Genomic DNA, 26,343 nt, shown 5'->3' with positions numbered 1-26,343 from the left:
GCAGCTTTGAGCAAAAAGAGGGGGAGCTGAAGCGAAAAGCCTCAGCTCCCCCTCTTTTTGTCGGCCCAGAACGCGAGGTCCCCGCCATCCTGTTCCGCTCCGCTCAGTGCGCCGCCACCTCCTGCCCCCGCTGCGCCGCCGCGAGTGCCTCCCAGTTCACCCGGCGCCGCCGCCACTCGAAGATGCTGACCTTGGCGAGTTCGTCCGCGATCCTTGCCAGGAACACGCCCCAGACGCCCAGCGGAGTGTACAGCCCCAGGAAAATAGCGAGCGGCAGCCCCACCACGAACGCGCCGACCACGTCGCCGGTAATCACGCCCTTGCCGTCCCCGACGCTGGGGAGGGCGCCGCCGCCCAGGATCATGTTGCGGACCTTGACGACCTGCGCGGCGGCGTTGATCAGGATGCCGCCCACCGCGATGGCGCGCACATCCGCACCGACGGCGGGAAACAGCAGCGGCAGCAACAGGGCGCTGAGGGCGAACAGCAGGCCGAAGCCCAGCCCGGTGAGGAGTCCGGCGCGGCTCACCCGCCCCAGCCAGGCCTGCGCGCCGGAGCCGTCGCCCGCGCCCAGCGCCCGCCCCACCAGCACGGTGGCCGAACTCATCAGGCCGAAAGACCCCACGATGAAGATGCCCTCCAGCGTGCCGACGATCTGGCTGGCGGCGAGCGCCTGCGTGCCCACGCGCGCGAACACGGCGGCGTAGATGAAGCCCCCCAGGCTCCACACGAACTCGGTAAACCCGATCGGGGCCGAGAGGGTGAGGAGGGGCAGCGCCACGGCCCGGCGTGTCCCCGGCGCGGGCAGGGCGAAGGCGGCCAGGTGGCGCGGCCCATACACCAGCGCCGCGAGCAGCAGCGCCTTGAGCGTCTGCGCGATCACCAGCGCCCACGCCGCCCCCACCACCCCCAGCTCCGGCAGGGGGCCGACGCCGAAGACCAGGCCCAGGGCAGCGAGGCTTTCCACCGCAACCGTGATCATGGTGGCGACCATCGGTGTGCGGGCGTGGCCCAGGGACCGCAGCGCCCCGCTGAGAATCCAGCCCACCACGCCTGGCACCAGCGACAACATGCTGACTTGCAGGTACGGCAGGGCCGCCCGCGTCACGTCGGGCGCGCCGCCCGCCAGCCGCAGCAGGCTCCCGGCCCCCAGGATGATCGGCACCGTCGCCACCGCCGCCAGCAGCACACTCACCAGCAGGGCCACCGTCAGCGTCCCGTTCACGCCCGCCCGGTCCCCCGCCCCGGCCCGCCGCGCGACCAGGATGCTGGTTCCCGAACCCAGCGCCCCCAGCGTCACGAAAAACAGGAAGCTCACGCTCCCCGACAGGCCCACCGCCGCGACGGCCACCGCCCCCAGCGTGCCCACGACGACCTGATTCACGAAGGTCAGCACCAGTTGCAGCACCATCTCCAGGCTGACGGGCACGGCGATGGACGCGATCTCGCGCGTGGGCGAGCGGGCTTGAATCGATTCAGACCGGGGGACAGGGACAGCAGACATAACGTGTCAGGGTACACCTCCCGCCGGAGGGGAACGTCAGCCGAATGACGGAGGGCCAGACAGGCGGAAGGCCGGGGATCACCTTCCCCCAGCCTTCTGCCTTACTCCTTTACTCCGTCTGCTTGTCCTCCCGCACCTCCTGTGCCGGGACCGCGCGGGGATTGACACTCTCCAGCACGCGCTCGAAAGCGTCGACCACCTGATCGATCTGCTCCTTGCTGATGGTGATGGGTGGCAGGAAGCGCACGACCAGCGGCGTCGCGGCGAGGGTCAGCACGCCTTCCTCGTGTTCGAGGGCCGCGATGTAGGGGGCGCTCTTTTCCTTGAGTTCCACACCGATCATCAGACCCAGGCCGCGCACCTCGCGGATCTTGGGGGAGCGGATGGCGCGGAGTTTCTCCATGAAGTAGGCGCCTTTCTCACGGGCCTGCTCGGCCATGTTCTCGTTCTTCATGGCGCGGATGGCGGCGATCCCGGCGGCCATCGCCAGCGGGTTGCCGCCGAAGGTGGTGCCGTGGCCGCCCGCGGGCATCCGGTCCGCGACTTCCGAGGTCATCACAAAAGCGCCGACCGGCACACCGCCCGCCATCGCCTTCGCCAGCGTCATACCGTCGGGCACCACGCCGAAATGCTCGCTGGCGAACATCTTGCCGGTGCGGCAGAAGCCCGTCTGAATCTCGTCGAGGATCAGGAGGGCGCCCTTTTCGCGGGTGATCTCACGGGCGGCCTGGATGAACTCGGGAGACACGGGCCGCACGCCGCCCTCGCCCTGCACGGGTTCCAGAATGACGGCGGCAGTCTGGTCGGTGACCGCCGCGCGCAGTTCGTCAATGTTCCCGTAGGACACGAAGTCCACGTGCTTGTTGTCCACCGCCTCCCCGAACGGCTCGCGGTACTTGGGTTCCCAGGTGAAGGCGAGGGCCCCCAGCGAGCGGCCCGAGAAGCCGCGCTTCATACTCACGAAGCGGGAGCGGCCTGTCGCGGTGATGGCGAACTTCTTGGCCGCCTCCATCGCCTCGGTGCCGCTGTTGCACAGGAAGACGCGGTCCAGGTCGCCGGGCAGCACGCTCACCAGTTCGGCCAGGAACTCGGCGCGCTTGTCGTTGGGGAGGGTCTGGGGCATCACGATCAGGCGGGCGGCCTGTTCCTGAATGGCCTTCACCACGTCGGGGTGGCAGTGGCCGATGTTCGCCACGCCGTACCCGGCCACGCAGTCGATGTAGGCGCGGCCCTGCTCGTCCCAGACCGTCGCGCCCTGGCCGCGCACCATCACGACCTGGTGCTTGTTGTAGACGCCGGAGTCATAGCGCATCTCGGCGTCGAGCCACTTGCTGGTGTTGGTTGTGGTCATGCAAAACCTCCTCGGAATCCGGTCCCAGTGTAGGCGTTCAGGGCGGGAAAGGGGCAGGCGTGTCCAGCCCGTCCGTCAGGCAGGCGTGGGCTGGGGGCGGCGCGAGGGGGCATTCATCAGCAGCAGCCCGGCCAGCACCACGACCACACCGACGCCCGACACCACACTCGGCCTTTCCCCGGCCACCGCCGCCCAGAAGAGGCCCCAGACCGGCAGGACGTAGGTCACGGCCACCACCTGCGTGGCCGAGATGCGCGCGAGCAGCCCGTAATACAGCAGGTAGGCCAGACCGCTGCCGAATACCCCCAGCACCAGCACGGCGGCCCAGGCCGTCAGGCTGACCTGAGCGGGAGGCGCGCCCAGCAGGGCCAGCGGGAACAGCATCAGGGCAGACAGCCCGAGCTGCGAGGTCGCCAGCCCGATGGGGTTCAGGCCTCCCAGGGTACGCTTGGCGATGGCGGTCGCGGCGGCGTAGCTCAGGCTGGCCGCCGCGATCACCAGCACGCCGAACAGGGTCGCGTGGCCCCCGTGGACGCCGCCCAGCACCGTCAGGCCCACGCCGCCAAAGCCCAGCAGCACCCCCAGCAGCAGCCGCGTGCCCAGGTGGGCGTCGCGCAGGCCCAGGCCGATCAGCAGGCTGAACAGCGGCGTGGTGGCGTTCAGGACGGCGGCGATATTGCTGGACACCGTCTGCTCGCCCCAGGCGAAGAAGGTCCAGGGCACGACGTTGTTCAGCAGCGCCACCAGCAGCAGCGGTTTCCACAGCCGCAGCGGCGGCAGGGCGTGCCCGCCCAGCCTCAGGGCCAGCCCCAGCACCAGCACCCCGAACACCGAACGCAGCAGCGCCACCCACAGCGGCGGGAACGCCTCGCCCGCCAGCCGGATCAGCAGGAACGACACGCCCCACAGGGCGGACAGCAGCAACATCTGGAGCAAGTCCTGGCGGGTCATGACGTCACCGTGAGGGGCCGGGGCCGCAGCAGACGCGGCGACAGGGCGGGCCAGTCTTCCGTCTGCGTCGCGGCCTCCGCCCAGTTCTCCTTGCCGCTCCAGCGTTCGATGGCGAGCGAATAGACGGTGGTGCGCGCGAGGTCGGTGTCCGAGATGGGCCGCGTCTGCACGCCCACCCGCAGATCAGGAAAAGCCCTTTCGGACAGGACGCGCAACGCCTCGCGCGCCTCCTCCGGTTCGGTGAGGAGACGGGCCGCGCCGAAGGCGATCACACTGCGGTACTGCACCGTCAGTTCGAGGGGATCGTTGCTGGGCAGGAGGGCGCCGATCTCGGACGCCTCGAAGGTGGCGCGGGCAGGCTGGCCGTGCTCGGTGTTCGCCCGCAGCCGCCCGGCGACATTCGTGTGGTAGACGAGGTCGTGCGTCTCCGGGCGGTAGGCGAAGGCCAGCGGCGTGATGAACGGGAAGGCGGCTCCGTCCTCCCCTTCCCAGACGGTCGCCACCCGGCCCACGTTCACCCGGCCCAGCAGGGCACGAATCCAGGCGTCGTCGCGGCGGTTCTGGGGGCGTCGGCTGATGGACGGGTCGCGGAACTGGGGGTCGTAAAAGTCGGTCATGACAGCTCCTTCTCGAAGTGGTGGCAGGTGATGTTCAGGCCGTGCGTGAGGTACAGGCGGTGCGCGGCCCAGCGCCGCTCGCCCACCCCGGAGTCGAGGTGCAGGCCCCGGCACCCCAGCCGCCGCGCCTCGGCCTCCAGCCAGTGCAGCAGCGCCCGCGCGTGGCCCCGGCCCCGCGCATCCGGCAGGGTGGAGAGGTCATCCACGTACAGCGCCCGGCCGAAAGCCAGCATGGTGAAGGTGCGGTAGCTCGCCACCGCCGCTGCTTCCGTCCGGCCCGGCTCGAACGCGCCGACCAGCCGGTAACCCTCGGCCTCCACCGAATGGAGGTGGGCGGCGAGGGTGGCGGCGCTGGCCGTGGCGGGAGTGTCCGGGCGCAATGCACGCAGGGCAGGCAGGGCCAGCGCCGCCTGGGCGGGGGAAACCGGGCGCAAGTCGCTCATTCGGGCACCTCCTGTCCCAGCACTGTCCGCCGGGCGGGCCGCTCGCCGCCTTCAGGGCCGTAAAAGACCACCCAGAGTTCCAGATCGTCGCTGAACGCCTCGAAACGGTGTTCGGCGCCAGCCGGGGCGAACAGCACGTCGCCGGGGCCAAACGCCCGCCGTTCATCCGCACAGAGGTAGATGCCTGACCCATTCACGACCACGTACAGCTCGTCCTGCGTGTGGGGCGTCTGCGGATCGTGTCCGCGCGGGCGGTACAGTTCCACGCGCAGCGAGCCGCGCCCGAACACTTCCGCGAAGCCGGGGACGGGGGCGTAAGCACGGGCCTCTTTCAACGAAACACCGGAGGTCATACCGCTAACCTAGAGCCATGCTGGACCTCACGACAGAGCCGGAACAGGCACAAATCACCGGTCCACTTGGCACCCTTCCCATTCCCCTCACGCTGGACCGCTCGGCACCCACGCCGCTGCACGCGCAACTGGCCGGGCAGGTGCGGGCGGCGGCGCTGGCGGGGACACTCCCGGCGGGCACGGTCCTACCCGGTTCGCGCTCGCTGGCGGCGGCGCTGGGGGTGACGCGCGGCGTGGTGACGGCGGCGTTCGAGACGCTGCTGCTCGACGGGACGCTGGAGGCGCGGCCGGGCAGTGGAACGCGGGTGGCACCGGGTGTGGCGGAAGGCAACACGCGGGACGGGACCGGCGACCTGCCCCACTGGCTCCCGCTGCCCACGCCTGCCCCGCTGGACGGCCCGATAACCGCGCCGGGCCTTCATTTCCGGGCGGGGGTGGCCGGGACGCGGGTGCTGGACCTGCGGGCCTGGCGGGCGGCCTGGGCGGCAGCCGCGCGGAACGTGCCGGACGGCGATTACGGCGACCCGGCGGGCGAACCGGAATTGCGGGCGGCCCTCGCGGCCTTCGTGGGTCGGGCGCGGGGCCTGCGGGCGGAGGCTGGGCGGGTGGTCGTCACGGCGGGCAGCCTCAGCGCCCTGGGGCTGATCGCGAGGCTGCTGCCGCCCGGCAGCCGGGTATTGGCCGAGAATCCGGGTTACCGCGCCGCCCGGCAGGTGCTGCAAGACGCCGGGCTGGAGGTTCTGCCGGTGCCGGTGGACGCGGACGGGCTGGTGACGGAGAACCTGCCCCCCGCCCGGCTGGTGGTCGTCACGCCCAGCCACCAGTACCCGCTGGGCGTCCGGATGTCGCTGCCCCGGCGGCTCGCGCTGCTGCGCTGGGCGAGGGCGCACGACGCGCTGATCGTGGAGGACGACTACGACGGGGAATTCCGCTATGGCGCGCCGCCCCTGCCCCCGCTGGCAGGGCTGGAGGGAGCGCAAGACCGCGTGCTGTACCTGGGCACCCTCAGCAAGCTGCTCACGCCCGCCGTGCGCTCGGGCTTTCTGGTGGCCCCGCCCGCCCTGGTGCCTGCCCTGGTGCGCGCCCGCGCACTGGCGGACGGCGGACACGACCGCGTCACGCAGGCGGCCCTGACCCACTTCCTGAAAGGCGGCCACCTCGACCGGCACGTGCGGCGCGCGGGGCGCTGGCACGCGCAGCAGCAGGCCGTCCTGGCCCGCGCCCTCGCCCCCCTCGCCCCGGACGCCGTGCTGGGCGGCATTGAGGCCGGACTGCACGCCTGCTTGCACCTGCCCTCCCGCCTGCCTGCCGGGGAAGTCACGGCCACCCTGGCGGGGCGGGGTGTCCACGTCTCCACGCTCACCCCCTACACCTTTGAGGGGGCGGCCCCCAACGCGCTGCTGCTCGGCTACGGCGGCCTGACGGTGGCCCAGATCGAGCGGGGCGCGCGGGAGATCGTGCGGGTGGTGCGGGCGGGGCTGTGAACGGGCGAGCGTTCGCCCTGCGCCGCCGTCAGGTTTCTCCGCCGCTTGTTCCCAGATGGTCAAGAATGTCGGCCAGTTCGCCCGCGGTGTAGATGGAAGAATCGAGTTCCAGGTCCGCCCCCGCCCGGAGCAGGGGTTCGACCTCACGCAGGTGGCGCAGAATCTCGGTCTGTTCGGCGTCCGATTTGCCGTAGGGGTTGCCCGTGCGCCGCCCCAACCGCTCGCACATAACCTTCCAGGGGGCGCTCAGCAAGACGATGTGGTCGAACTGCGAGTAAAACTTCCCCTGGTTGGCGACGCATCCGCCGACGAACAGGGGCACCCGGCGCGGACGGGCGAGCAATTCGCGCATCCGGTCCTCGTGCCAGAGCCAGCCCGCATCCGTGTCACCGGGAAGTGTGCCCCACACGCACCAGCCGTCCACATCGGTGTCCACCGTCTCGTAACCGCGCAGGCGCAACTGCTCAAGGACGGTGGTCTTGCCCGTCCCCGACATGCCCGTGATGAGGACTTTGCCCACGCCTACAGCCCCAGCCAGTCCTTGCCCGTATCCTCCGTCTCCTGTACGGTCACGCCCCCCGCCACCTCGTCGCGGCGGGTGGCCCAGGCGGGGAAGGGGTAGTTGACGAGGACCGGGTTGGGCACGTCGGGCTGGGAAACCAGCATGGTGCCCGGCTGGAGGATGCCCGCGCGGGCGCGGAAGCTCTGCGGCAGGAAACGGTACTCGGGCCGCTCCGCTTCGGCCAGATCGAGGCGGCCCACGACGCGAATCGCGGCGTTGCTGACGATGCGCCTTTCCACCTCACTGGCCGTCTGCTGCGCGCCGATCAGGATGATGCCCAGGCTGCGCCCACGCTCCGCGATGTCCAGCAGCACGTCCTTGATCGGGCTGTCCCCCTCGCGCGGCGCGTACTTGTTCAGCTCGTCCAGCACCACAAAGACCGTGTCCTGACGCCCGTAGCGTTCCTTGTGCTCGAAGAGGTCGCGCAGCAGCACCCCTACCACGAAGCTCTGCGCGTGCGCCCCCAGCTTGTGGATGTCCACCACGCTGGTCTGCACGCCGCTCCTGAGGATGTCCGGACGGTACTTCGCGGCCTGCTGCGGCGTGAGGTCCCCGCGCACCAGCGGCGAGAGGTGCTTCTGCACGCCGCGCAGACGGCGGATAAAGGCGCGCAGGGTGCCCTGGTTCTGTTTGAGGACCCACTTCGGATCGCCCTCGCCGTCGTTCTGTTCGAGCAGCTTGTATTCGAGGTAGGCGATCAGTTGCCCGAAGGTCTGAATGCGCGTCTTGCCCATCTCGTCGAAACGGACATCCTCCGAGAGCAGCACCTCGGTGTCGGGCTGCCAGTCCTCGACCGTGAGGTAAGGCGCGTCGTCCCCGGCCGCCAGCCGCGCGAGCTTCTCCTCCATGTTGCCGATCACGAAGCCCAGGTTCAGGCTGCTCCCCGCGTCCGAAAACACGTAGGGCAGCATCCGCTTCTGGCAGAACTCGCGCAGGCTGAAGACGAAGGGGGTGACACCCTCGCCGCGCTGCTCCACGTCCGGCACGATCACATCCCCCTGTCCGGCTTTCGGGGGCGCGAGAAACTGCACGTCGCGAAACGGTTCGACGGGCAGGCCCAGGCGGTCGTAACGGCCCCCCTGCCAGCCCTTGCGCTCCTGCACGCCCTCCTCCTTCTGGCCGACCCTCGCGTTGGGTTTGTCCAGGAAGAGCAAATCCTCGCCCTTCACGTTGAAGATCAGCGCGCGGGTGTTGTGGCCCTCGTTGCGCCTGCCCAGCACGCCGCCCCGGAAGATCGAGTGCAGCAGGAAGAGGGCGTAACTCGTCTTGGTCGCCACGCCCGAGATGCCGCTGATGTTGATATGCCCGCCGCTCTCGCCGTTCACGAACTGGTAGTTGACCGGCAATACCTGCCCGTCCGCCAGCAACCCGCCCGCGAAGGCGTAGTCCATCTTGTCCGCACTGAGGGCCAGCCGCAGGTCGTCCCCCCGCGCGTGGCGCACCTCGTCGCCGGGCTGGGGGGGGATGAAGTCTTCGGGGTCCACCCGCGTCACCAGCACGCGGGCCGCGTAGCTCACGCTGGCGGGCAAGAGGCCCGCGACCACGTCGGCCACGTCGCTGTCGAAGGTCACGCCCTCGTGGCGGGTGCGGACGTGGTCCACGATGCCGTAGAAGTGGACGGGCTGCCCGCCCGGTTTCTGCGTGCGGACCGCCACCAGGTCGTCCATCTGCACGCTCGCGCCGGGGCTGACCGCGAACCAGAAAGTGACGGGGGTGGCGTCCTCGGTGCCCAGCACCATGCCGATGCGCTCACCGGATTCCGGCGGTGGCGGCCCCTCCGGCCCCAGGCGCAGGTTTCCAGTCACGCGACCACTCCCAGTTCGCGGGCGATGTGGGCGCGTAGGCGGCGCGTCACCAGTTCGGCGCTGCCCATCGCGCGGGTCATCGCGCTTTCCAGGGCGGCGGTCGGGATCAGGTTCTGGGGGGCGCGGGGGTCCTTGTGGGCCTTGCTGGCGAGGCGACAGAGCAGATTGCCGCTGATGTTCGCCACCTCGCGCACGATGGGCGGCAGGAAGTCGGGTTCGTCGGGCGCGTACATTTCCAGGCGCATCACGCCGGACATGGGGTGCTGGTAAAAGGCCGCCTCGCACAGCCGCACGTACCAGATAAAGCGGGTGTAGGTGCCGTTCGCGTACTTCATGTGCAGGATCGGCGTGCGCTCGCCGGGCCGCAACTGGGCTAGCAGCGGCGCGCGGTCCTCGGGAAGGTAGAGGGTCTGCATGGTCTTCACGCAGCCGACGACCGCCCCGCCCAGGTTCTGACTTCTCAGCGTGCCGTCCTGCAACGTCAACGAGGTCAGCGCCTCGCGGGGGTCCGTCTCGTCGAAGGGGACCGGCGTGGCGAGGCCGTGCGAGAGTTGCTGCTCGGCGGCCAGCATGGTCTGTTGCAGCTTGTGCAGCGGCGCCAGCGGATCGGCGCTGTCGGCGGGGACGGGGTGGTACTCCAGCCGCCCGGTGTGGGGGTCACGCGGCGAGAGGCGGTAGGGGTCCACCCGCAGGCCCGGCACATGGGCCAGCAGTCGCTGCGCCTTCACGTCCGTCAGCCGCGCGGGCCGCGTGCCGTGGGGGCAGAGGTCCACCGCCCCCACCACAAAGGCCCCGAAGCCGCCCATCCCCGCCTCGCCCTGGTCGTCCTCGATAAAGACGCGCGACTCCATGCGCCGCTTGCCGTCCACCACATGCACGGTGCCCAGCCGCGCCGGAATGGGCCGGGCGGGAATGGCCGCCCAGCGCGGTGTCTCCAGGTCGATCAGCTCCCCCTCGAACCGCTGGAGGCCCAGTTGTCCGCCCTCGATGTCCACAGGCCAGGGGTCAAGGCGAATCCGCATGGAGCGCATTCTAGAGGGCGGAGCAAGGCCGTGGACCGGAGATTGCGCGAGGCCCTCCAGCCACGGGCCAGCCGGTGCTCTATTCCCCCTGATCCCCACACAGCGCCCGCAGGCCCGCCTCATCGGTCAGGGTCAGGCAGCGGTAAGCGGGGGTGAGCAGACCGTCGTCGCGCATCTCACCGATCAGCTTGGAGACGCTCTCGCGGGTGGCGCCGGTGCCCTCCGCGATCAGTTCGTGGGTGGCGCGGACATAGCGGGTGCCGTCGCGGTGCGCCCCGCCCAGGCTGCTGTCCGCCAGATTCAGCAGGTAGCGGGCGATCCGTTCGCGCAGTTCGCCGTCCTGGATGTGGACGCCGTCGGTCATCATCCGCTGGAGCTGCGTGCTCAGGCTGCGCGTCACCTCCCACAGTTCGCCGGGGCCGAAGTGCTGCGGGTGCAGCGGCGTGAGGGTCGCGTCGGTGAGCGCCGTGACCTGCTGGCCGCGCGGGATACCGTGCAGGACCTCCTCCCCGAAGACGTCGCCCGGCCGGATATGGCGCAGGGTCAGGGTGCGGCCCTGGGGCGTCAGGCGCACGGCGCGCAGCAGGCCGCTGTCCAGGCGGTAGAGGCTGGGCGCCGGGTCACCCGCGTAGTACAGCGTGTCTCCCCGGCGCAGGGAACGGCGGCCCAGGTCGGGCGGCGTGGACAGGGAGGGGTACAGATCCATCAAGTGCTCCTGAAAGGGGACGAGGAACGGTGGGGGCCAGCAGACTGCCCAGACTGTACAGGCCCCCTCCCCGCGCCAAGCGTTCGCCCCCCACGTTGTGAAGGTTGGCGCAATCCGGGGGCCGGGCGGCTCAGGCGAACACATCCAGCCCGTCTTGCACCGTACTCGCATGCGCCGCCACCGTCAGCCCGTGGTCGCGGTTGTAGCCGCCCGCCATCATCGTCACGACGGGCACGTCTGCCTCCCGCGCCCAGCCTAGCACCGCGCGGTTGCGCTCGCGCACGCCGTCCAGCGTAAGGGCGAAGCGGCCGAAGCGGTCCCCGGCCAGCACGTCCGCCCCGGCGAGGTACAGCAGCACCCCCGGCCGGAAGGCGTCCAGCGCGGGGAGTGCCTGCTCGCACAGCACCCGCAGGTAGTCGGCGTCCGTCACACCGTCCGGCAGGCCCAGGTCGAGGCTGCTGGTTTCCTTGCGAAAGGGGTAGTTGCGCTCGCCGTGGATGCTCAGCGTGAAGGCCCGCGCCTCGCCCGCCAGCAGCGCGGCCGTACCGTTGCCCTGATGCACGTCGAGGTCGAGGACCGCCACCCGGCGTGCCAGGCCCTCCTCCAGCGCCAGGCGGGTGAGGATGGCGGCGTCGTTCACCAGGCAGAAGCCCTCGGCGCGGTCGCGGAAGGCGTGGTGCGTGCCGCCTGCCAGGTTCGCGCCCCAGCCCTGCGCCAGCGCGTCATGCAGGGCGGCCAGGCTGCCCCCCGCCGCGCGCCGGGCACGTTCCACCACCGCCGGACTCCAGGGCAGCCCGAAAGCGCGTTCCTCGGCGGCCGTCACCTCCCCGCGCCGCCAGCGCCGCAGCCAGACCGGGTCATGGACGCGCGCCGCGTCCGCCCAGCGCAGAGGGGGCGTGTCCAGCACCGGGAGCAGGCCGCGCAGGCTCTCCGCCACGCCCGCGTATTTGTAGGCCGGGAAGCGGTGCCCGACCGGCAGGGGGAAGGTGTAGGCGGCGGGCGTATAGGCCCGGAAGGGATGCGGGAAAGAGCCGGAGACGCTCACGGATGCAGTCTGGCGCAGGCGGCCGGGGGACATGGCCGGGCCGGTCACACCCGGCTTGAGCAGTCCGGGTTGACCCATGCCCCGGGCAGGGGCCTTAGTCTGTCGGGCATGACCACGCCGCTGCCCCTGATCGTGAGCGCCGGGGAGGCGCTGACCGACCTCGTGACCGCCGGGGGCGACACCTGGCACGCGCACCCGGGGGGAGCAGGCTGGAACGTCGCGCGGGCCTGCGCGCGGCTGGGGGTGCCGAGCGCCTTTGCGGGCGCCGTTGGCCAGGACAACTTCGGGGAGGACCTGACGCGGGCGGGGGGGTCGGCGGGCCTGGACCCGCGTTTCCTCCAGCACGTGCCCCAGCCGACGCTGCTGGCAGTGGTGTACAGCGTCTCGCCGCCCGCCTACCGCTTCCTGGGCGAGAACAGCGCCGACCTGCACTTCGACCCCTCACGGCTGCCGGAGGGATGGACGCAGGCGGCCCGCTGGCTGCATGTGGGCGGCATCAGCCTGAGCCGCTGGCCGCTGGCGGACACGCTGCTGGGCCTGATCGAGACGGCACGCGCGGCGGGCGTGAAGATCAGCTTCGACCCCAACGCCCGCCTCACGCACCGCCACCCGGACTACCCGGCGGTGTTCGAGCGGGTCATCCGCCGCGCCGACCTGCTGAAACTCAGCGACGAGGACCTGGCCTTCTTCTTCCCCACGCTCTCGGAGGAGGACGCGCTGCGACACCTGCGCGGCCTGAATGCCCGCTGCCCCATCGTGATCACGCGCGGCGCACAGGGGGCCACGCTGTACCAATCGGCAGGCCGGGTGGACCTGCCCGCCGTGCCCGTGCGGGTGGCCGATACGGTGGGCGCGGGGGACGCGCTGTGTGCCGGGTTGCTCGTCAGCGCGACCGAACACCCGGAGGCGCTGTGGACCGAGCACCTGCGGCTGGGGTTGCGGGCGGCGGCGGCGGCCTGTGCCCACCCGGGAGCGTATGCGCCGACTGCCGAAGACCTGGCGGCCCTGCCAGGCTGAGGGGCTGGTTGGGAAGGCGGGCTGCCCTGGTAGGACAGTGGCGTTGGAAGGTGTTCCCCCACTCCCCACCGCCGGGGGCAGGGGAAGCTTTCCGCTGCGCTCGGCAAAGGGAGACTCGTTCAGCGGCGGCTTTGTGTCGGGCAGTGACGGTTCCTGCCTGGAACGTATTGATCTCCGCCGGGCGGCTGCGGGCCTGCGGCCCGAAAGCTCCTCTGCTCTGCCTGCCCACTGGGAAGGCGGAACCTGGCCGTCGCTTCCAGAGTTTTGAAAAGATGAGGACTTGCGCGATTGGAAGAAGAAAGCGTGCAGGACGCTGTTTTTCTCCTCCCCCTTACTGGCTGGTCCCGGCCAGCAACGTCGCGCCGGGAAAGGCGGCGATCCGCGCAGCCTGGGCCGAGGCCAGCCGGTCCAGATGCCGCGGGCCGCGCGTCACCTCGCCCTTCTCCAGCCAGCCGTCGCCGTGCAGGCCGTTGCGGAAGGCGGTGTGCCCGTCACGGCGCAACCGGGAAAGCCAGGTGGCCGTCACGACACCAGCCGCACGTCGTCCTGCTCGGCCATCAGGCGCAGGAAGGCGTCCACGTACCGGGGGTCGAACTGCCGCCCGGCCTGCCAGCGGATCTCGTCGAGGGCGCGTTCGTGGGTCCAGGCGGCCTTGTAGGGCCGGGTACTGGTGAGGGCGTCGTACACGTCCACGATGGCGAACAGCCGCGCCGTCTCGGGAATGTCCTGGCCGCGCAGCCCGGCCGGGTACCCGCTGCCGTCCCAGCGTTCGTGGTGGCAGCGCACCAGGTCGAGCGTCTCGGCGGGCAGGAAGTGCAGGTCCTGAAGCAGGTCGTAGCCGATCACCGGATGGCGCTGGATAATGCGGCGTTCCTCGGGGTCGAGGGGACCGCACTTGTGCAGCACGCGGTCGGGAATGGCCAGCTTGCCCAGGTCGTGCAGGTATGCGCCCCAGCGCAGCGCCTTGACGCGGTCCTCGTCCCAGCCCAGTCGCTGCGCCAGCCGGACGCTGGCCCCCACCACCCGCAGGGTATGGCCGCCCGTGTCGTCGTCCCGGCGTTCCAGGGCCGCACCCAGCGAGCGCAGGGTCACGTCGTTGGCCTCGCGCAGGTCACGGATCGCCTGCCACTGGCCCAGTTGCGCGCCGAGCAGCCGCGCAAAGGACGCGACGACCGCCGCCGCCTCGCCGCCAAACGCGCGGGACGGACGGGCCAGGATCAGCATGCCCAGGTGCCGCTGCGCGGCGTCATATACCGGCACGACGTGGTGGTGCGGGCGTTCCTCGCGGCTCAGGAGCGCGAGCACCTCCTCGGCAACCCAGTGGTCGGCCTGCACGCTGCGGCTGTCGTCGTCGCTGGGCTGGATGGGCCGTTCCAGATGCTGGGCAAAAGCTCCCCGGGCGGCGAGCAGATAGGGCGTGCCCTGACGGTACGCCACGAAGGCGAGGTGCGGCGCGACCTCCAGCCGGTCGAGAATATCCACCCCCGCCCGGATGATGGCTGCCGCGTCACGGGCCTCGGCCAGTTGCTCGCTGCCGGTCTGAAGGGCCTGGAAGGTCTTGCGCCGCCAGGCGAGTTCCCGCACCGTCGCCCCACCCTGCACGGTCAGGACACCCAGCGTGCCGAGCACCAGCAGCGCGCCGACCAGCTCGGGCAGGTGGAGGACCGCGCCGGGGCGCAACATGGACGCCCCGAACGCCACCGGGTAGGCCGCCAGAGCCGCCCAGCGCCACCCGTCGCCACGGGAACCTGCCAGCACATTGAGCAGCACCGCCGCGCCCGCCAGCAACCCCGGCTGACCCGTCACCGCCGCATACGCGAGTGCGCCCAGTCCCAGAACCAGCCCCAGGGACGACAACGTCGGCTTGTGGATCACGGGCGGATTTTAACACCAAATTAAAGGGTGGCTAAAGACCGCGTCCTTCTCCCTCATGAGGCGCGACTTGACAGAGCCGCACGCGGGGAGCCGTCCTGTAGCCTCCTTTAGAGCACTTGTCGTAAGGATAACTTTTTTTGACCCTCCCGCCGGGCAGGGGGTACGCGCCCGCCCTCGCCTGTCTGGTGGGCAGACCGCTTCTTCAGGCGGGCTGGAGATCCAGAATGCGGTTCTTCGCGTCCACCAGCACCACGCGCGGCTCCAGGGTGCGGGCCTCCTCCTCGCTGAAGTTCCCGAAGGCCGCGATGATCACCATGTCGCCGGGGCGCATCAGGTGGGCGGCGGCCCCGTTGATACCGATCACGCCGCTGCCGCGCGGGCCGCTGAGGGCGTAGGTGTGCAGGCGGTTGCCGTTGGTGATGTTCCAGATATCCACCCGCTCACCCACCAGGATGTCCGCCGCGTCCAGCAGGTCCTGGTCGATGGTCACGCTCCCGACGTAGTCGAGGTCCGCCTGCGTGACGGTCGCACGGTGAATCTTGGCCCTGAACATGATCCGTTCCACGACCCCGGATTGTACGCGCCGGGAGGCAGGGGGACGGGCCGGAGCATCTTCTCCTGCTGGCCGCTGGACGCTGCCCGCTACCCTTCCGGCAGCGTCCCGTCCACGAACACCGTCTTCTGGTCGGTGTAATGCACCTGTCCGGCGGGGGCACCCTTGGGCCGCCAGACATTCTTGATGCGGGTGTAGTCCACGGGGACGTTGCTGCTGCCGCGCGCCTTGCTGTGGGCAGCGGCCAGTTGCGCGGCATAGAGGAGGTCGGGCAGGGCCAGGTCCCGCCCCCCCGTGCGGACGAGGACATGGCTCCCCGGATAGCCCTGCGCGTGAAACCAGTAATCCAGGCTGCGCCCGATCCGGTGCGTGAGGGTCGCGTTCTCCTTGTTGTTGCGGCCCACCAGTGCCTCGAAGCCGCCAGGGGTGGTGAAGCGCATCCCGTAGGCGCTTTTCTCGGGCCGCTCGGCCTGGAGGGTCGCGGCCAGGGCTTCGAGGTCTTCCAGGGGGGCCGCGTCGAGCCGGTCGAGACGTTCCTGCGCTTCGGCCAGTTCGGCCCGCAGGGCGGGTTCGCGCCCTTGCAGGCGCTCGTACACCTCCTCGCGGCGGCGGGCGCGGGCATAGCGTTTCTCGGCATTCTGCACGGCGCTGATCTGGGGGTCGAGGGCGATGGGCACCTCGCCGCTGCCGTCGAAGGCGGGGAGGACGGTGGAAGCCACGCCGGGTTCGAGGCCATGCGCGTAGGCCATCAGCAGGTCGGCCTCGCGGCGGTCCTGGGCGGCGGCGTCCACGCCCGCCTCCGCGCGGGCCACGTCTCCGAGCTGGTTCTGGAGCAGGGTCAGGCGTTTTTCCAGCGGTTCACGCAGCGCCTTGCGGAGTTGCGCGGCCTTTTCCGTACGGGCGGCCTCGCGCGCCCCCTCCTGCATCACGCCCTCGCTGACGGTGGGATCAGTTACCAGGGAACGCAGGGCGGTCAGCGCCTCCGGCCAGCGCGCGGCGGGCGCCTCATTCGGGGCGAGGTTCGCACGGCGGGCCAGTTCCGCGCCCAGCAGCGGCCCCAGCCCGTCCACCCGTTCACGCCACTTTCCAGTGGGGAGGGCGGCGAGGGCCTGCGCGTCCGACTCCGTCAGCGTGCGCGGGTCGAGCTTCTCGTAGGGCGGCGGCGGGGTATAGGTGCCGCCCGTCCGCACCGTGCGGAAGCGGTTGCGGCTGCCGGTGATCTCGCGGGCGGCCTGGAGGATGCGGCCCCCGAAGCCTTCCCCCTCCTCCAGCACCAGAACGTTCGCGTTGCGGCCCGTCACCTCGAACAGCAGGCGGGTGGGCGGCTGGTCCACGAAGCCCGTCTCGCCCGCGAAGTGCAGCACGAACACCCGGTCGAGCTTGAGCTGCCCGGCCCGGACGAGGTCGCCACGTACCCGGTTCGCCAGAAACCGCTGGAAGGGATTGTGCGGGTCGCCGCGCAGCCGCTCGCGCGACACGAACACCACGGGTTGCGGCGGGCGGTAGCTCAGCACCAGATTGCCCACCCCGTCCAGCAGCAGCGCGGCGGTCGTCTCGTCGGGAAAGACCCAGCCCAGGTTGCGGGCGGGCAGGTGCCGCTCAAGGTCGCGCAGCACCCGCGCCAGCATCAGCCCTTCCATGGGCGGTCCTTTTGGGTGGGGAAGCGGTGGCGGTTCATCGGGGCATGGTAGCGGGTGCGCGCCGGAAACCACAAAAAACGCCCCCGCCTGGGCGAAGAACGGGTCTGAAAGAAAGGTGCAACCGGGGGAGAGAGGCTTATTTCAGGGCGCCGCCAGGCCAGTCAGGAAGGTGCCGAGGGCCGTGATGATCCCGGCGATCTCAGCAGGCTTCCATTGCCTGCGCGGGCGCTTGGGTGTATCCTTACGGTGTCTAGCCATAAGGATCACCTCCTTTCTGCACCCGGAACGCAACTCCGGGTGCTTTCGCTTGAACCCGTGTTGCGCCTCCCCTCCCGGTTGTCATGCACCCCGTCCCGAAGCGGGACGCCATGAGTCTAAGCCCATAAAGAGAGGCAGGCCCCCCGTGAGGCCCGCCTCTCCCCTCCCCCCTTTAGAAGAAGTTCCCGATGCGGAAGTAGAACTTGCCGCTGCCGTTCTGGGGGCTGTAGCCGTAGTCGAAACGCAGGCTGGGGAGGCGTGCGCCGCCGAAGCCCAGGTTGAGCTGCACGCCCGCGCCGACGCCGTAGTTCAGCTTGAAGGTTTCACCATTGTTCCAGGCGTCGCCCGCGTCGACAAAGGCCACGCCGTAGAGGCCCTGGGTGAAGGAGTTGGTGAGGTTGAAGTCGTAGCGGTACTCGGCGCTGGCGGTGAAGTAGTTGGTGCCGAAGAGCTGGTTGTTGTCCAGGCCGCGCAGTTGGTAGGCCGCCGCCGGGGAACTGCCGCCGCCCACGTTGTAGCCGGTGCCGGTGGGGGGATTGCCGCCGATGGTCCCGGCGTTGGCGCGCACCGCGAAGACCTGCTGGCGCGTCTGGATGCCGAGGCCCTTGTCCAGCGTGCGGCCCAGGCCCAGGTAGGTGCTCGCCCCGGCCTGCACGTCGGTCCAGCTCACCGGGGTGCTGCCCGAAGCGCCGAAGTTGTAGGAAGCGTCGGTGTTGGCGCGCACGCCCCGGCTGGGGAATTCGGGGTTGTCGGTGCTGTCGTAGTTCAGGCTGGCGCTGACGCTGGTGGTGCGGGTGGTGGGTGTGAGCAGGTTGGTCGCCTGCTCGTCGGTGTAGTTGCTCGTCTCGTCGCCCTTGAGCGGTTCGAGGAAGTACGTGCGGTAGCTGAACCCGGTGCCCAGCGAGGCGGACAGGTACTTGGTGATGTCGCGCCCGGCGCGGACGCTGAAGCCGCTGGTGCGGACAGTGTACTGGCGGCCGGTGTCCACGGCGGTCCCGCTGCTCTTGTCCATCAGGGCCAGGTTGCCCGCCACCTGGCTGCCCAGCGTGGCGCCCAGGCTGGTGCGGTTGGTGCGGAAGTCGAGGAAGTTCAGGTCCAGCCAGGGAATGGTGTAGGACACGTTCCCGAACAGGTTCTGCCCCGCGTCGTTCTGCTGGGCGCCCGCCTGCACGCTGAAGTTGTGGCCCAGGCCAAAGGCGTTGGGATTGCTGTAGGCCACGTCCCCGGCAAAGCCCGTCATGCTGTCGTACTGGAGGCCCAGGCTGACCGGGATGCCCTGGTTGCTCTCGGCCAGGGTCAGCACGTAGGTGACGCTCTCGGGGTTCTGCGGGTCGCTGCGGACGTTCTCGCCCACCACCTGCACGAAGCCCAGGCGACTCACGCGCGCCAGCCCCTCCCGCAGTTCGGTGAGGTTGAAGAGGTGCCCGGCGGCGGGCAGTTCGCGCAGCACCACCCGGTCCTTGGTGTTGTGCTTGCCCTGCCACTGGAGTTCGTAGCCCGCGAGTTTCACCTCACGGATGTTGAAGGTGAGGGTGCCTTCGTTGAAGGTGATGGCGTCGCGGGTGCTGAGTTCGTACCCGGCCTTGCGGTAGGCGTCGCGCAGGGCCAGGAAGTCCTCCTGCGCGAGCTGCGGCGAGTACACGTCCCCGACTTTGGTCTTGATGGCGGCGGCGAGGGTGGCGGTGGGCACCTGGGTGTTGCCCTTGAAGACGATCTGCTTGACCGGGCCGCTCGCCACGTCCGCCGCGCCGAAGTACACCGCGACCTGTCCGGGGTTCTGCGGGTCGGGCTGGAGCGCGAAACCCACCGGCTTCCCCGTCTTGTTGGCGAGGGTCCGCACGTCGGCGCGCAGGCGCTCCAGCGAGAGCGGCTGCCCCGGCTTGGTCTGGAGGGTCACGCCGGGGGCCTCGATCCCGTCGAGGTTCACGCTGGCCGCCTTGCCCTCGACCACGCGCACCTTCAGCACCCCGTTTTCCAGCGTGCTGGCCTGGAGGTTCACGCCGCTCTGGAGGTACCCGGCCGCGTCGTAGGCCTGCTGGAGCTGCTGCACGGCGTTGTAGTAGGCGGGCACCGTGAACTTGCGGGCGTCGTACAGCGGCTTGAAGATATTGGTGACGGTCTGCGCGGGCAGCAGGGACACGCCCTCGACCTCCACCCGGCTGATAGGCGCCGTCTCGTCCACCACGAAGCTGACGGCGACGGTGCCGTCCTTGTTCGTCTTGGTGGTGGCGCTGATGCTGGGCGTGAAGGGAAAGCCTTCCGAGCGGTAGTTCTGGGCCAGGGCCTCCTTGGCCTGGTCGAGCCGCTGGGTGTTCAGCGTGGCGCCGGGCGCGACGTTCAGCAGGTCCGCGATGCTCTTCTTGAAGCCCTCGGCGGGCAGGAAGGTCAGGCCGGTGGCGTCCACCGACGCGATGGTGGGGTTCGGCGTGACCGTGATCACCAGCGTGTCCCGGCCCCCGATGGTCCGCAGTTCAGCCGTGGCGGTCCTGAAGTAGCCGGTCGCCAGCACGTCCTGCTCGACCTGGCGCAGATTCACGCTGGAGAGCGCCGCGCCGGGCTGCACGTTCAGCGTGGCCTTGACATAGTTTGAAAGCAGATCACTGGTGCCGTTGATCACCACGTCCTGCACGGTCCCGGCCTGCTGAGCGAGGGCGGCGGGAGCCGCGAGGAAGAGGGTGAGGGCAAGGGTGTGGGGGTGTCGCATGCGTCTCCTAGTGTTGCACAGGCGCGGAAACTCCCCGCAAGGGCTGAAGCGGGGCACCTGGCAAGTGCCTTGTCTCACCTTTCCTGTTCGTGGGCTGAGAAGGGTGAAGGAACGTTGACGAAGCGTCCACCTCCGCATTCCCGGGCAGACCCACGCGCCGGACTTGAGCGCCGCGCCCGGACAGGCCACAATGCCCGGCGTGAGGCACAACCGAAAGGAGCGGGACATGATCCCCCAGGCAACGCCGGGAAGGGCCGCGTGAGTCTGCCGGAGGTCCTGGCGGGCATCCGCGCCGCCGAACAGCGGGCGGGCCGTCCGGCGGGCAGCGTGCGCCTGGTGGCCGTCACCAAGGGGCAGGACCTGGAAGCGATCCGCACGCAGGTCCTGCCTTACGCCGACCTCCAGCCGGGCGGCTTTCCGCTGGGCGAGGGCCGCGCGCAGGAACTCCGCGACAAGGCGGCGCAGCTCCCGGACGTGGAGTGGCACTTCATCGGCCCGCTGCAACTGAACAAGGTCAAGTACATGCGGCCGGTCACGCTGATCCACGCGCTGGAGGACGTGCGGCAGGCGCAGGCCCTCGCGGACGCCGCCGCGAAGTGGGGGCACGCGCCGGACGTGCTGCTGCAACTGCACAACGGCGAGGCGCAGAAGCACGGCATTCACCCGCAGGACCTCCGCAGCGTCTACGCTGGGGTGGTGCAGACCGGCCTGAACGTGCGGGGGCTGATGGTGATGGCCCCCGAGGGGGACGCGGACGCCGCCCGGCCCGTGTTCGCGGACGCGGCGCGGCGGGCCCACGACCTCGGCCTCCCGGACCTCAGCATGGGCATGAGCGGCGACTACGCGGTCGCCATCGAGCAGGGCGCGACCCTGGTGCGCGTCGGAAGGAGCCTTTTTCTATGAGCCAGTCCCCAACGAACCAGCCCCTGACCCCCCTCGACATCGGCCACCACACCTTTCCGGGCCGCCCCGGCGGTTATGACCGCGCCAGCGTCCGCACCTTTCTGGGGCAGGTGGCCGACCAGCTCGAAGCCCTGCTGCACGAGCGGCAGGACCTGCGCGCGCGCGTGGCCGAACTGGAACGCGAACTCGACGAGCGCCGCGCCTGCGAGGACGAGATCCGGCGCGCGGTGGTCGCCGCCGAACGCATCGGCCACGACCTGCGCGAGAACGCCACCCGCCAGTGCGAGCTGATGCTGGCCGAGGCGCAGACCCGGCGCGAGGGGCTGGAACAGGAAGCGCAGGTCCGCCTCACCGAACTCGAAGCCGCGCACCAGGCCCGCATGCACGAACTGGAGGCCGCCTTCCGGGGCCGCTTTGCCGACCTGGAACGCGACCACCACCAGCTCACCCTGGAACGCGACCGCGCCCACGCCCAGCGCACCGTGTACCTGGAACGCGCCTACGCCGAGCGGCACGCCGACCTGAGCGCCCGCCTCAGCGCGGTCCGCACCGAATACAGCCAGTTCGTCAGCCAGTACCGCGCGCTGGTGCAGTCCTTTTCCGAACTCAGCGCCCGGCACCTGCCCGCCGGGGAAGACCTGCCGCTGCCCGCGGCCATCCCGGCCGGGACGGCCGTCCTCGCCGCCCCGGTCACGGAAGGCGAGCAAGGCGGCCCCGCCCCGGCCGAGCCTGCCCTCACGCGCGGCGAGGGCCAGCCGTTCGCGTGATCCCACGGCCCGGGTCAGGGTAAACACAGTCCTCCACCTGCTCCACCTGCGACCAGTGAAAGCCTCCCCGCCGGGTCATGTCCAGCAGGACCCGGCGGCGGTCGGTCAGAGCGGCAAAGGCCCGTTCGACCTCGGCGCCCCCGCGCAGCGGCAGACCCGCCGCCCGCAGGGGCGTGAGGTCGGGGAGGGGCGGGGGGGACGCGGGGGTTCCGGGATGGACGTAGCGGTACGTGTCCAGCAGGCTGGAGATGGAGGCGCGCACGGCCCGCAGGCCCCTGGGGGGCGGCGCGTCCAGCGCGTGTTCGATGAGGCTCAGGGCCTCGTCGAGGGCGGGCAGAGAAATCTCCAGCGATTCTTCGTGGCGGCGGTCGTGAAAGCGGTACAGACCGGGGGTGTTCTTGAGCTGGGCGTCCAGGGCGTTGAGGCTGACCGCCAGGTCGTCCACCAGCCCTTGCAGCCCGTGGGGGTGGTCATACCAGGCGGTGGTGACGAGGCCCTGGGCCGTCCCGCCCAGGCGGTGAATCCGCAGCGCCAGAATCCGCCGCCCCGCCTGGGCCTGGGCGACCGGCACGATGAACGAGATGGCGAACGTGATCAGGACGAACCCGTCGAGCGCGGTCAGGTCGGTCAGCAGGCGCCAGCCGATGTAGACCGGCTTCAGGTCGCCCAGGCCCAGGGTCGGCATGGTGTAGCCCACGAAATACAGCACGTCCCAGAAATCGGCGGGCGTGCCCGTCGAGGCCCCGACCAGTGCCCCCGGCCGGGTCCAGAACACCAGCGACCAGCCCAGCCAGGACAGGAGGACCCAGGCCGTCAGGGTCCCGACCATCAGGACGGACCCCGACCACGCCAGCAGGCTGCGGCGCTCCGTCAGGCGCGCCAGCGCCTGGACAGCCGCGTACAGCGGACGGTGAATCAGGCGCGTGAGGCGGCCCTCGCCGGTCTGCATGCTGCTGGCCAGCAGATCGAGCAGCACCACCAGAATCAGGACCGCTCCGGGCAGCCACAGCAGGGAGCGCAACAACATGGCGGGCATTCTGCCAGAGCGGGCTGCCCGCGTGCCCTCCCCGGATGCCCGGGAGAACGCCCGCCTTCCGTCCCGCCACAACGGCGGCATTTTTTTGGCAGGTGCCGTAGCCTGTCACCATGCCCCTGCCCGAGTTCACCTTGCCCCTGGGCGACCCGGCGTTCGTCCGTGATCCCTATCCGCTGCTGGCCCGGCTGCGGGAGGAGACGCCCGCCTTTCGCGATCCGGCGCTGAACCGGGTCTTTCTGACGCGGCACGCGGACATCGCCGCCGCACTGCGCGACCGCCGCTTCGGGCGCAGCGTGCTGCACCGCTACTCGCGCGAGGAGCTGGGCTGGCCGCCGCCCGATCCCCGGCAGGCGCACTTCGACGCCTTCAACAACAACCACCTGCTGGAGAGCGAGCCGCCCAAGCACACGCGGCTGCGGTCCCTGGTGGGCCTGGCCTTCACGCCCCGGCGGGTGGAGGCGCTCTCGGGCCGCATCGAGGCGATCCTGGCGGCACAACTCACCGGGCTGGGCGCGGCGGGCGGTTTCGATCTGGTCGCGGACTACGCCGAACCGCTGCCGGTCACGGTGATCGCGGAACTGCTGGGCGTGCCCGAAACGGAGCGGCACCTGCTGCGCCCCTGGTCGGCGGCCATCGTGCGCCTGTACGAGCCGACGTACACGCCGCAGGAGCAGGCGGGGGCCGAGCGGGCGGTGCTGGAGTTCAGCGCCCTGCTGCGCGACCTCGCGCGGGCGCGGCGGGCTGAGCCGCGCGACGACCTGATCACCGCGCTGGTGCAGGTCGAGGCGGAGGGCGACCGCCTGACCGAGCAGGAATTGATCGACACCTGCATCCTGCTGCTGAACGCCGGGCACGAGGCGTCGGTGAACGGCCTCGCGGCGGGCGTGCTGGCCCTGCTGCGCGAGCGGCAGCACTGGGAGGCGCTGGTGCGGGCCGCGCCCGGGGAGGACAGCCTGCCCCTCTTCCGCACCGCGCTGGAGGAACTGCTGCGCTTCGACACGCCGCTGCCCCTCTTCGAGCGGTACGTGCTGGAGGACCTGACCCTGCACGGCGCGGCCCTGCGCCCCGGCGAGAAGATCGGCCTGCTGTACGCCAGCGGCAACCGCGACCCCCGCCGCTTCGAGCAGCCCGACCGCCTCGACCTGACCCGTGACCCGAACCCGCACCTGACCTTCGGCCTGGGCACGCACTACTGCCTGGGTGCCCCGCTGGCCCGCCTGGAACTCTCGCTGAGCCTGCGGGCGCTGGCGCGGGCCTTGCCGGACCTGCGGCTGCGTGACCCGGACGCCGAACCGGAATACGTGGGCGGCTTCGTGATTCGCGGGCTGAACCGGCTGGACGTGCTGCCGCGGTGAAGCCGGAAGAGGTCGCGCGGGTCTGGGACGTGGGGGCGGTCCAGGCAGTCAGGCCGCTGGGCGGCGGCAGCATCAACGGCGCCTGGCGCGTTCTGACCGCCGCCGGGGCCTTTCATCTGCGCGTGTACCGCAGCCCCGACCGGGCGAGGGCCGGGCGGGAACATGGGGCGATTGCTGCCGCGGTGGCGGCCGGTGTCCCCACGCCGGAACCCCTGCCCACCCGCAGTGGCGGGGCTCTCGGCCAGATCGGGGGGGAACTGGCCGCCCTGTTTCCGCTCGCGCCGGGGGCACCCGTACCGCGCCGCGCCCTTACGCCCGCCTATGCGGCGGCGCTGGGCACCTTCCTGGCGGAGCTGCATGACCGGCTGCCGCCCGCTGTGCCCTTCGAGGTGCCGCAGCTCCGCGCGTCCAGCATCGAACGCACGGTGGAGCGGCTGGAGCGCGTGGAGGCCGCCCTCCTGGCCCTCCCTGCCCCAGACGAGGTGGACAGCTGGGCACTCGCGCGGACCCGGCAACGGCTGGCGCACCTGCGGGCCTCTCCCCTGCCCGATCACCAGCCCGCCTTTCCCCACCGCTTCCTGCACGGCGATTACCACGACGGGAACGTGTTCTTCGTGGGCACGCGCCCTGCGGCCCTGATCGACTGGGAACAGACCCGCCTGGCCCCCCGTGCCTGGGAGATCGTCCGCTGCCTGGACCTCAGCCTGAAGCTCGACCCGGCGCTGTCCACCGCGTTTCTGAAGGGCTACCGCGAGCGTCTGCCGTTGTCAGCGGACGAACTGGCGGACGGCGGGGCCTTCTACGCCTTCCTTCAGGAACGGAATGTCTGGACCTACGAGAGCGTGTACATCGAGGGCAACCCCGGCCCACGCCGGTTCATCGGCCCGCCGCCCTATGTCCCTTTCCAGGTGAGGTGGGCGGCTCTGACCTAAATCCGGCTTCAGGTGGAGGTCCAGGGCTGCCACCAGACTTCACCCAGTTCCCCCGCAGCGGCCTCGGCGCGGGCCTCCTCTGCACGCCCTAGCGCCAGCAGGGCGACCACGCGGGCCGGGCTGCGCGGGAGGCTGCGGCTCAGCGCCTTCGCGGCGGTGCGCCCCGCCTTGTCCGGGCTGCCCAGCGGCGCCTGCGCGTGGGCGAGCACGGCCAGCAGGTGCGCGTCGGCCTCCTGCCCGCCCAGTTCAGCGACCTTGAGCCCCTCGGCCAGGGTGCGGAGGGCGGCTTTCGAGTCACCAGGCAGCAACAGTTCACCCAGCAGGGTCGCGGCGGCGACGAGTGCCCCGGCGTCCCCTTCGGCGCGGGCGAGGGTGCGGGCGTGCCGGGCCAGCTCAGGCGCGTCCGCCTGCCGGGCCTGCCACCCGGCCCGGGCACGCAGCAGGGCGGGCCTCGCGGCGTCCGGCTGGCCGTGCAGCGCGGCAAGGGCCTGACCCGGCTTCCCCAGCCGCAGATGCGCGGCGGCGAGCGTGAGGGGATCACTGGCCCAGCAGACCGTCAGCCCCGGTTGCCCCAGGTGCAGGGCGAGCGCGGCGGCCCCGTCCCGCTCGTCGAGGGAGGGCGTCAGGGCGCGCAGGGCGCCGAGAGCGGCGGGGTCGTCTCCCCGCTCCAGCGCGGCCCGGACGGAGGCGAGCGTCAAGCTTGTCCTGCCCATCACGCCCTGAACGTATCCAGAATGCCGGAGAGCACGCGCCGGGGTTGAAGGGCACCGGAGGGGACCATACCCGGTCAGCATAGCGGGCTGCCCACTCCCCGCCGCAGGGGCGGAACGTCAGGCGCTCAGGCTGAAGTCCAGGCCCAGGAAGCGCCACAGCGAACGCCGGGGGACCCGCAGTCCGTTGGGGTGTTCGACCGCGCCGAGGCGGCCGTCACGAATCCAGCGGCGGACCGTGCGTTCGTGGGTGCCGGTGAAGTCGGCGACCTCGCGGACCTTCAGGAGCTTCGGGAGCGTCTGGAACTGTTCGGTGAGCGTCAAGGAAACCTCCGAAAAGCACGCGGGGCCACCTCACGGCAGCCCCGACGACGTTCTGAATTGTGCCCGGCCACCGGCGCACCCGGGTCCCCGCCGCCCAGAGGCGGAAGAGGGAACGCGGGGGCAGGCAGGCCGGTCAACTTGACAGGAGCGTACCACGCCACAGGTCAGCAGGCGGTCAAGGATAAAGGTCCTTTCAGGCCCCGGCCACGACCTGTGAACAGGCGGCGGGCGGAGCGGCTCCCCCACCGGTCCGCAGGTCGCCCATGAAAGCGGGCAGAACGCACCAGCACGGCTCTTTTTCTGCCCCGTCCCGGCCCATCACACCTGCCGCTCTAACCTTCAGTCGTTTCTGACGTGCCCACTGCGCCTTCCCCCGCTCTCCCCGCTGCCCGTCGCGGCGGGTGAAGGGGACGGAAGCGGGGGCCG

The 26,343-nt window shown here is 70.8% G+C and carries 25 protein-coding genes; 6 read left to right on the top strand and 19 right to left on the bottom strand.

All coding sequences use genetic code 11. The features are described 5' to 3' along the window. Positions 1-103: 103 nt before the first annotated feature. The 6 genes from E5F05_RS11055 to E5F05_RS11030 all read right to left on the bottom strand — a co-directional run bounded on the left by E5F05_RS11055 (position 104) and on the right by E5F05_RS11030 (position 5,219). The gene (locus E5F05_RS11055) at positions 104-1,504 is read right to left on the bottom strand and encodes an MATE family efflux transporter (RefSeq protein ID WP_129118681.1); all 1,401 of its coding nucleotides are present in this window, start codon (positions 1,502-1,504) and stop codon (positions 104-106) included. Between the two features lie 109 nt (positions 1,505-1,613). Continuing rightward, positions 1,614-2,855 carry an aspartate aminotransferase family protein gene (locus E5F05_RS11050; RefSeq protein WP_129118680.1) on the bottom strand — a complete coding sequence of 414 codons (1,242 nt, stop codon included), beginning with the start codon at positions 2,853-2,855 and terminating at the stop codon, positions 1,614-1,616. A 75-nt stretch (positions 2,856-2,930) separates the two neighbouring features. After that, entirely contained in the window at positions 2,931-3,806 is an 876-nt protein-coding gene (locus E5F05_RS11045) for a DMT family transporter (RefSeq protein ID WP_129118679.1), read from the bottom strand. Then, positions 3,803-4,423, bottom strand: a complete 621-nt coding sequence (locus E5F05_RS11040) for a pyridoxamine 5'-phosphate oxidase family protein (protein WP_129118678.1) — start codon at positions 4,421-4,423, stop codon at positions 3,803-3,805. The genes E5F05_RS11045 and E5F05_RS11040 overlap by 4 nt, the downstream gene beginning before the upstream one ends. After that, positions 4,420-4,866 carry a GNAT family N-acetyltransferase gene (locus tag E5F05_RS11035; RefSeq protein ID WP_129118677.1) on the bottom strand — a complete coding sequence of 149 codons (447 nt, stop codon included), beginning with the start codon at positions 4,864-4,866 and terminating at the stop codon, positions 4,420-4,422. The genes E5F05_RS11040 and E5F05_RS11035 overlap by 4 nt, the downstream gene beginning before the upstream one ends. Next, entirely contained in the window at positions 4,863-5,219 is a 357-nt protein-coding gene (locus E5F05_RS11030; protein WP_129118676.1) for a cupin domain-containing protein, read from the bottom strand. The genes E5F05_RS11035 and E5F05_RS11030 overlap by 4 nt, the downstream gene beginning before the upstream one ends. A gap of 17 nt (positions 5,220-5,236) precedes the next feature. Between E5F05_RS11030 and pdxR the strand changes: the two genes are divergently transcribed. After that, the gene (gene pdxR / locus E5F05_RS11025; RefSeq protein WP_129118675.1) at positions 5,237-6,703 is read left to right on the top strand and encodes a MocR-like pyridoxine biosynthesis transcription factor PdxR; all 1,467 of its coding nucleotides are present in this window, start codon (positions 5,237-5,239) and stop codon (positions 6,701-6,703) included. A 28-nt stretch (positions 6,704-6,731) separates the two neighbouring features. On the opposite strand, the gene E5F05_RS11020 is transcribed toward pdxR, so the two are convergent. From E5F05_RS11020 to E5F05_RS11000, 5 genes are all read right to left on the bottom strand, one after another. Next, entirely contained in the window at positions 6,732-7,223 is a 492-nt protein-coding gene (locus E5F05_RS11020) for an AAA family ATPase (RefSeq protein WP_129118674.1), read from the bottom strand. Positions 7,224-7,225: 2 nt separating this feature from the next. Continuing rightward, complete coding sequence (locus E5F05_RS11015; RefSeq protein ID WP_129118765.1) at positions 7,226-9,004, bottom strand: ATP-binding protein; 1,779 nt, start codon at positions 9,002-9,004, stop codon at positions 7,226-7,228. Positions 9,005-9,066: 62 nt separating this feature from the next. Next, positions 9,067-10,101: a DNA double-strand break repair nuclease NurA gene (locus E5F05_RS11010; RefSeq protein WP_129118673.1), complete on the bottom strand. Its 1,035-nt coding sequence runs from the start codon at positions 10,099-10,101 to the stop codon at positions 9,067-9,069. A gap of 70 nt (positions 10,102-10,171) precedes the next feature. Beyond that, the gene (locus E5F05_RS11005; RefSeq protein WP_129118672.1) at positions 10,172-10,798 is read right to left on the bottom strand and encodes a cyclic nucleotide-binding domain-containing protein; all 627 of its coding nucleotides are present in this window, start codon (positions 10,796-10,798) and stop codon (positions 10,172-10,174) included. Between the two features lie 130 nt (positions 10,799-10,928). Next, positions 10,929-11,876 carry a histone deacetylase family protein gene (locus E5F05_RS11000; RefSeq protein ID WP_129118764.1) on the bottom strand — a complete coding sequence of 316 codons (948 nt, stop codon included), beginning with the start codon at positions 11,874-11,876 and terminating at the stop codon, positions 10,929-10,931. 75 nt (positions 11,877-11,951) lie between these two features. On the opposite strand from E5F05_RS11000, the gene E5F05_RS10995 reads away from it, so the two are divergent. Then, the gene (locus E5F05_RS10995) at positions 11,952-12,860 is read left to right on the top strand and encodes a carbohydrate kinase family protein (protein ID WP_129118671.1); all 909 of its coding nucleotides are present in this window, start codon (positions 11,952-11,954) and stop codon (positions 12,858-12,860) included. A gap of 331 nt (positions 12,861-13,191) precedes the next feature. On the opposite strand, the gene E5F05_RS10990 is transcribed toward E5F05_RS10995, so the two are convergent. The 5 genes from E5F05_RS10990 to E5F05_RS10970 form a co-directional block, all read right to left on the bottom strand. After that, positions 13,192-13,386 (bottom strand): hypothetical protein, encoded by a 195-nt coding sequence (locus E5F05_RS10990; RefSeq protein ID WP_129118670.1) that lies wholly within the window; start codon positions 13,384-13,386, stop codon positions 13,192-13,194. Continuing rightward, complete coding sequence (locus E5F05_RS10985) at positions 13,383-14,735, bottom strand: HD-GYP domain-containing protein (protein ID WP_241687130.1); 1,353 nt, start codon at positions 14,733-14,735, stop codon at positions 13,383-13,385. The genes E5F05_RS10990 and E5F05_RS10985 overlap by 4 nt, the downstream gene beginning before the upstream one ends. Before the next feature lie 202 nt (positions 14,736-14,937). After that, positions 14,938-15,300 (bottom strand): aspartate 1-decarboxylase, encoded by a 363-nt coding sequence (gene panD / locus E5F05_RS10980; protein ID WP_129118669.1) that lies wholly within the window; start codon positions 15,298-15,300, stop codon positions 14,938-14,940. A gap of 77 nt (positions 15,301-15,377) precedes the next feature. After that, positions 15,378-16,928, bottom strand: coding sequence for an Rqc2 family fibronectin-binding protein (locus E5F05_RS10975; RefSeq protein ID WP_129118668.1), 1,551 nt, complete (start codon positions 16,926-16,928; stop codon positions 15,378-15,380). 430 nt (positions 16,929-17,358) lie between these two features. Beyond that, positions 17,359-19,890: a BamA/OMP85 family outer membrane protein gene (locus E5F05_RS10970; protein WP_129118667.1), complete on the bottom strand. Its 2,532-nt coding sequence runs from the start codon at positions 19,888-19,890 to the stop codon at positions 17,359-17,361. Positions 19,891-20,148: 258 nt separating this feature from the next. Between E5F05_RS10970 and E5F05_RS10965 the strand changes: the two genes are divergently transcribed. Then, positions 20,149-20,793, top strand: a complete 645-nt coding sequence (locus E5F05_RS10965; protein ID WP_129118666.1) for a YggS family pyridoxal phosphate enzyme — start codon at positions 20,149-20,151, stop codon at positions 20,791-20,793. Further along, the gene (locus E5F05_RS10960; RefSeq protein ID WP_129118665.1) at positions 20,790-21,560 is read left to right on the top strand and encodes a DivIVA domain-containing protein; all 771 of its coding nucleotides are present in this window, start codon (positions 20,790-20,792) and stop codon (positions 21,558-21,560) included. Before E5F05_RS10965 ends, E5F05_RS10960 begins: the two co-directional genes overlap by 4 nt. Here the strand turns inward: E5F05_RS10960 and E5F05_RS10955 are convergent. Then, positions 21,529-22,587 (bottom strand): potassium channel family protein, encoded by a 1,059-nt coding sequence (locus tag E5F05_RS10955; protein ID WP_241687129.1) that lies wholly within the window; start codon positions 22,585-22,587, stop codon positions 21,529-21,531. The two genes, E5F05_RS10960 and E5F05_RS10955, sit on opposite strands and share 32 nt — an antisense overlap. Before the next feature lie 119 nt (positions 22,588-22,706). Between E5F05_RS10955 and E5F05_RS10950 the strand changes: the two genes are divergently transcribed. Together E5F05_RS10950 and E5F05_RS10945 are read left to right on the top strand one after the other, a co-directional pair. Beyond that, positions 22,707-23,951: a cytochrome P450 gene (locus tag E5F05_RS10950; RefSeq protein WP_129118663.1), complete on the top strand. Its 1,245-nt coding sequence runs from the start codon at positions 22,707-22,709 to the stop codon at positions 23,949-23,951. After that, on the top strand, positions 23,948-24,883 hold the full coding sequence (locus E5F05_RS10945) for a phosphotransferase (protein ID WP_164973442.1): 936 nt from the start codon (positions 23,948-23,950) through the stop codon (positions 24,881-24,883). The genes E5F05_RS10950 and E5F05_RS10945 overlap by 4 nt, the downstream gene beginning before the upstream one ends. A gap of 8 nt (positions 24,884-24,891) precedes the next feature. On the opposite strand, the gene E5F05_RS10940 is transcribed toward E5F05_RS10945, so the two are convergent. Together E5F05_RS10940 and E5F05_RS10935 are read right to left on the bottom strand one after the other, a co-directional pair. Continuing rightward, on the bottom strand, positions 24,892-25,581 hold the full coding sequence (locus E5F05_RS10940; protein WP_241687128.1) for a hypothetical protein: 690 nt from the start codon (positions 25,579-25,581) through the stop codon (positions 24,892-24,894). 132 nt (positions 25,582-25,713) lie between these two features. Then, positions 25,714-25,917, bottom strand: coding sequence for a helix-turn-helix domain-containing protein (locus tag E5F05_RS10935; protein WP_129118661.1), 204 nt, complete (start codon positions 25,915-25,917; stop codon positions 25,714-25,716). Between the last annotated feature and the right edge of the window lie 426 nt (positions 25,918-26,343).

Source organism: Deinococcus metallilatus (genome assembly GCF_004758605.1).
GTDB lineage: Bacteria > Deinococcota > Deinococci > Deinococcales > Deinococcaceae > Deinococcus > Deinococcus metallilatus.
The sequence above is the reverse complement of the archived record's forward strand: the minus strand, read 5'-3'. Positions and strand labels throughout refer to the sequence as shown.

Coding starts and splice junctions, on each gene's coding strand:
- E5F05_RS11010 (WP_129118673.1), bottom strand. CDS start 10,101: ATGCGCTCCATGCGGATTCGCCTTGACCCCTGGCCTGTGGACATCGAG.
- E5F05_RS10995 (WP_129118671.1), top strand. CDS start 11,952: ATGACCACGCCGCTGCCCCTGATCGTGAGCGCCGGGGAGGCGCTGACC.
- E5F05_RS11050 (WP_129118680.1), bottom strand. CDS start 2,855: ATGACCACAACCAACACCAGCAAGTGGCTCGACGCCGAGATGCGCTAT.
- E5F05_RS11045 (WP_129118679.1), bottom strand. CDS start 3,806: ATGACCCGCCAGGACTTGCTCCAGATGTTGCTGCTGTCCGCCCTGTGG.
- E5F05_RS10975 (WP_129118668.1), bottom strand. CDS start 16,928: ATGGAAGGGCTGATGCTGGCGCGGGTGCTGCGCGACCTTGAGCGGCAC.
- E5F05_RS11000 (WP_129118764.1), bottom strand. CDS start 11,876: ATGTCCCCCGGCCGCCTGCGCCAGACTGCATCCGTGAGCGTCTCCGGC.
- E5F05_RS10970 (WP_129118667.1), bottom strand. CDS start 19,890: ATGCGACACCCCCACACCCTTGCCCTCACCCTCTTCCTCGCGGCTCCC.
- E5F05_RS11015 (WP_129118765.1), bottom strand. CDS start 9,004: ATGGTGCTGGGCACCGAGGACGCCACCCCCGTCACTTTCTGGTTCGCG.
- E5F05_RS10955 (WP_241687129.1), bottom strand. CDS start 22,587: ATGTTGTTGCGCTCCCTGCTGTGGCTGCCCGGAGCGGTCCTGATTCTG.
- E5F05_RS10960 (WP_129118665.1), top strand. CDS start 20,790: ATGAGCCAGTCCCCAACGAACCAGCCCCTGACCCCCCTCGACATCGGC.
- E5F05_RS11040 (WP_129118678.1), bottom strand. CDS start 4,423: ATGACCGACTTTTACGACCCCCAGTTCCGCGACCCGTCCATCAGCCGA.
- E5F05_RS11055 (WP_129118681.1), bottom strand. CDS start 1,504: ATGTCTGCTGTCCCTGTCCCCCGGTCTGAATCGATTCAAGCCCGCTCG.
- E5F05_RS10950 (WP_129118663.1), top strand. CDS start 22,707: ATGCCCCTGCCCGAGTTCACCTTGCCCCTGGGCGACCCGGCGTTCGTC.
- E5F05_RS11030 (WP_129118676.1), bottom strand. CDS start 5,219: ATGACCTCCGGTGTTTCGTTGAAAGAGGCCCGTGCTTACGCCCCCGTC.
- E5F05_RS11035 (WP_129118677.1), bottom strand. CDS start 4,866: ATGAGCGACTTGCGCCCGGTTTCCCCCGCCCAGGCGGCGCTGGCCCTG.
- pdxR (WP_129118675.1), top strand. CDS start 5,237: ATGCTGGACCTCACGACAGAGCCGGAACAGGCACAAATCACCGGTCCA.
- E5F05_RS11005 (WP_129118672.1), bottom strand. CDS start 10,798: ATGGATCTGTACCCCTCCCTGTCCACGCCGCCCGACCTGGGCCGCCGT.